Source organism: Streptomyces hygroscopicus subsp. hygroscopicus (assembly GCF_001553455.1).
In the GTDB taxonomy this organism is placed as follows: domain Bacteria; phylum Actinomycetota; class Actinomycetes; order Streptomycetales; family Streptomycetaceae; genus Streptomyces; species Streptomyces hygroscopicus.
Genome location: NZ_BBOX01000347.1, coordinates 1 through 3,681 on the forward strand (window position 1 = coordinate 1; position 3,681 = coordinate 3,681).

Below are 3,681 nucleotides of genomic sequence, written 5' to 3' on the forward strand. Positions count from 1 at the left end.
ATGGCCGCCGAGGGCGACGCCGAGGAGCAGCTGCGCCGCCGCGGACTGCCGCCGATGGCGCCCGACCTGAACATGGTCGCCTTCCAGCGGGTGCTCTCCCGCCGGGAGACCGCGGTGACCGTCGCCGATGTCGACTGGGAGCGGTTCGCCCCGGCCTTCACCGCCGCCCGCCCCCGCCCGCTGATCGACGACCTGCCCCAGGCCGCCAAGGCCCTGCGGGGCGGCGGCGAGGGCGAATCCGCGGACCCGGCGGCGGCCGACGGGGCGTCGGCGCTGCGCGACCGGCTCGCCGGGCTGGCCCCGGCCGACCGCCAGGACGCGGTGCTGGAGGTGGTCCGCACCCATGTGGCCACCGCCCTCGGCCACGCCTCCGCCGACGACGTCGAGTCCGGACGCGCCTTCAGCGAGCTGGGCTTCGACTCGCTCACCGCGGTCGAGCTGCGCACCCGGCTCGGCTCGGCCACCGGCCTCAAGCTGCCCGCGAGCCTGGTCTACGACTACCCGACCCCGGCGGCGCTCGCCGGGCATCTGCTGACCGAGCTGGTCCCGGACGGACCGGGCCACGGCCCCGGCCACGCCCCGGCCGAGGTGGACACCGATCCGCAGGACGCCGAGCTGCGCCGCACCCTGGCCACCATCCCGATGAGCCGGATCCGGGAGGCCGGGCTGCTGGACACGCTGCTCCGGCTGGCCGATCCGCAGGCAGCCACTTCCGACACCAGCCGCGTCGAGGACGACGCCGCGTCCATCGACGACATGGACGTCCAGCACCTCATCGACATGGCGCTCGACCTCGACAGCCTCGACGGCAGCGATTCCTGACGCGGGCCCAAGCACGGAGTACACGATGACAACCCCCAACGAAAAGCTCGTTGACGCGCTGCGGGCCTCGCTGAAGGAAACCGAGCGGCTGCGGAAGCAGAACCAGCAGCTCACCGACGCGTCCCGGGAACCGATCGCGATCGTCGGCATGAGCTGCCGGTTCCCCGGCGGCGTCGGCAGCCCCGAGGAGCTGTGGCGGCTGGTCGCGGACGGCCGGGACGCCATCTCGGGCTTCCCCACCGACCGCGGCTGGGACATCGAGGCGCTGTACGACCCGGACCCGGAGCGCGAGGGCACGTTCTACGCCCGCGGGGGCGGGTTCCTGCACGACGCCAGCCGGTTCGACCCGGGCTTCTTCGGGATCTCGCCGCGTGAGGCGCTGGCGATGGACCCGCAGCAGCGGCTGCTGCTGGAGACCTCCTGGGAGGCGTTCGAACGGGCCGGGATCGACCCGGCGACGGTACGCGGCTCGCGTACCGGTGTGTTCGTCGGCGCGTCCACACAGGCGTACGGGGCGGGCGAGTACGACCTCCCGGAGGGTGTCGAGGGCCATCTGCTCACCGGCACCGCCGCCAGCGTCGCGTCCGGGCGCATCTCGTACGCCTTCGGTCTTGAGGGCCCGGCGGCCACCATCGACACCGCCTGCTCGTCCTCCTCCGTCGCGCTGCACCTGGCGGTCCAGGCGCTGCGGCAGAGCGAGTGCTCGCTCGCGCTGGCGGCGGGCGCGACCGTGCTGTCCTCCCCGGACGTGTTCGTGGAGTTCAGCCGTCAGCGCGGGCTCTCCGCCGACGGCCGCTGCAAGTCATTCGCCGCGTCGGCGGACGGCACCGGCTGGTCCGAGGGCGTCGCCGTGCTGCTGGTCGAGCGGCTGTCGGACGCGCGGCGGAACGGCCACCAGGTGCTGGCCGTGGTGCGGGGCTCGGCCGTCAACCAGGACGGCGCGTCCAACGGTCTGACCGCACCGAACGGCCCGTCCCAGCGGCGCGTCATCCGCCAGGCGCTGGAGAACGCCCGCCTCACCCCCGCCGACGTGGACGCGGTCGAGGCGCACGGCACGGGCACCACGCTGGGCGACCCCATCGAGGCCCAGGCGCTCATCTCCACCTACGGCCAAGACCGGCCGGAGGGCCGTCCGCTCTGGCTCGGCTCGCTGAAGTCCAACATCGGCCACACCCAGAACGTCGCCGGTATCGGCGGCGTCATCAAGATGGTCATGGCGATGCGGCACGGGGTGCTGCCGCGGACGCTGCACGTGGACGAGCCCACCCCGCACGTCGACTGGTCGGCGGGAGAGGTGGCGCTGCTGACCGAGGCGCGGCCGTGGCCCGAAACCGGCCAACCGCGCCGTGCGGGCATCTCGTCGTTCGGTGTGAGCGGCACGAATGTGCACACGATCATCGAGCAGGCGCCGGAGGAGGAGCCCGCTGGGGGTGCTTCGGCTGCTGGGGTGTCTCCGGCTGGTGTGTCTTCGGCTGCTGGGGTGTCTCCGGCTGTGGTGCCGTGGGTTGTTTCGGGGCGGGGTGCGGCTGCGCTGCGGGCGCAGGCCGAGCGGCTGGTGGGGCATGTGGAGGCGCAGCCTGATCTGCGTCCGGTGGATGTGGGGTTCTCGCTGGCGACGGGTCGGTCGGCGTTTGACCGGCGTGCGGTGGTGGTGGCCGAGGACCGTGCGGGGTTGTTGGCCGGGTTGGGGGCGTTGGCCGAGGGGCGTGGTGCCGCTGGGCTGGTCGAGGACACGGTGGCCGGTGGCAAGGTGGCGTTCCTGTTCACGGGGCAGGGCAGCCAGCGGTTGGGGATGGGGCGTGAGCTGTATGACGCCTATCCGGTGTTCGCGGAGGCGTTGGACGCGGTGTGTGCGGAGTTGGATCCGCGTCTCGAACGGCCTTTGAAGGATGTGCTGTTCGGGGATAATGCCGAGGAGCTGGACCGGACCGGGTTTACCCAGCCCGCGTTGTTCGCTCTCGAAGTGGCGTTGTTCCGTCTCGTTGAGGCGTGGGGTCTGCGGCCCGACTTCCTGTCCGGGCATTCGATTGGTGAGCTGGCTGCCGCGCATGTGGCGGGTGTGTTGTCGCTGGCGGACGCCTGCGCGTTGGTGGCGGCGCGTGGCCGTCTGATGCAGGAACTGCCCGCCGGTGGCGCGATGATTGCCGTGCAGGCGTCGGAGGACGAGGTCACGCCGTTGCTGACCGAGGGCGTGAGCGTCGCCGCGCTCAATGGGCCTACGTCGGTGGTCATCGCGGGTGATGAGGACGCGGCGGTTCAGATCGCGGCGGGCTTTGAGGCTCAGGGCCGTAAGACCAAGCGCCTCACCGTCAGCCACGCGTTCCACTCGCCGCGTATGGACGGGATGCTGGAGGCGTTCCGCGAGGTCGCGGAGGGGCTGTCGTATGAGGCCCCGCGCATCCCGATCGTGTCCAACCTCACTGGGGACGTGGTCTCCGCCGAGGAGATCACGACCGCGGACTTCTGGGTCCGCCATGTCCGTGAGGCCGTCCGTTTCCTCGATGGTGTGCGCACGCTTGAGGCCCGGGGTGTCACCACGTTCATCGAGCTGGGCCCGGATGGTGTGCTGACGGCGATGGCGCAGGAGTGCGTGACCGACGCCGCCTCCGACGCTGGGTTCGTCGCCGTGCTGCGCAGGGATCGTTCCGAGGTCGAGGCGCTGACCACGGCCGTTGCGCGGGCGCATGTGCGTGGGGTGGCGGTGGACTGGGCCGGGTTCTTCGCCGGGACGGGTGCGCGTCGTGTGGATCTGCCGACGTATGCCTTCCAGCATGAGCGGTTCTGGTTGGAGCCGGGTGCGGTGTCGGTGGGTGATGTGGCGTCGGTGGGGCTGGAGCTCGCGGGGCATCCGTTGCTTGG

The 3,681-nt window shown here is 71.9% G+C and carries 2 protein-coding genes; both read left to right on the forward strand.

The genetic code is table 11. From position 1 onward, the window contains the following. A partial coding sequence (locus tag AXW62_RS30735) for an acyl carrier protein (RefSeq protein ID WP_060947390.1) occupies nucleotides 1-822 on the forward strand: 822 nt, incomplete at its 5' end. A 25-nt stretch (nucleotides 823-847) separates the two neighbouring features. Continuing rightward, nucleotides 848-3,681, forward strand: a 2,834-nt coding sequence (locus tag AXW62_RS30740; protein WP_159060991.1) for a type I polyketide synthase, incomplete at its 3' end; no start/stop codon positions are given.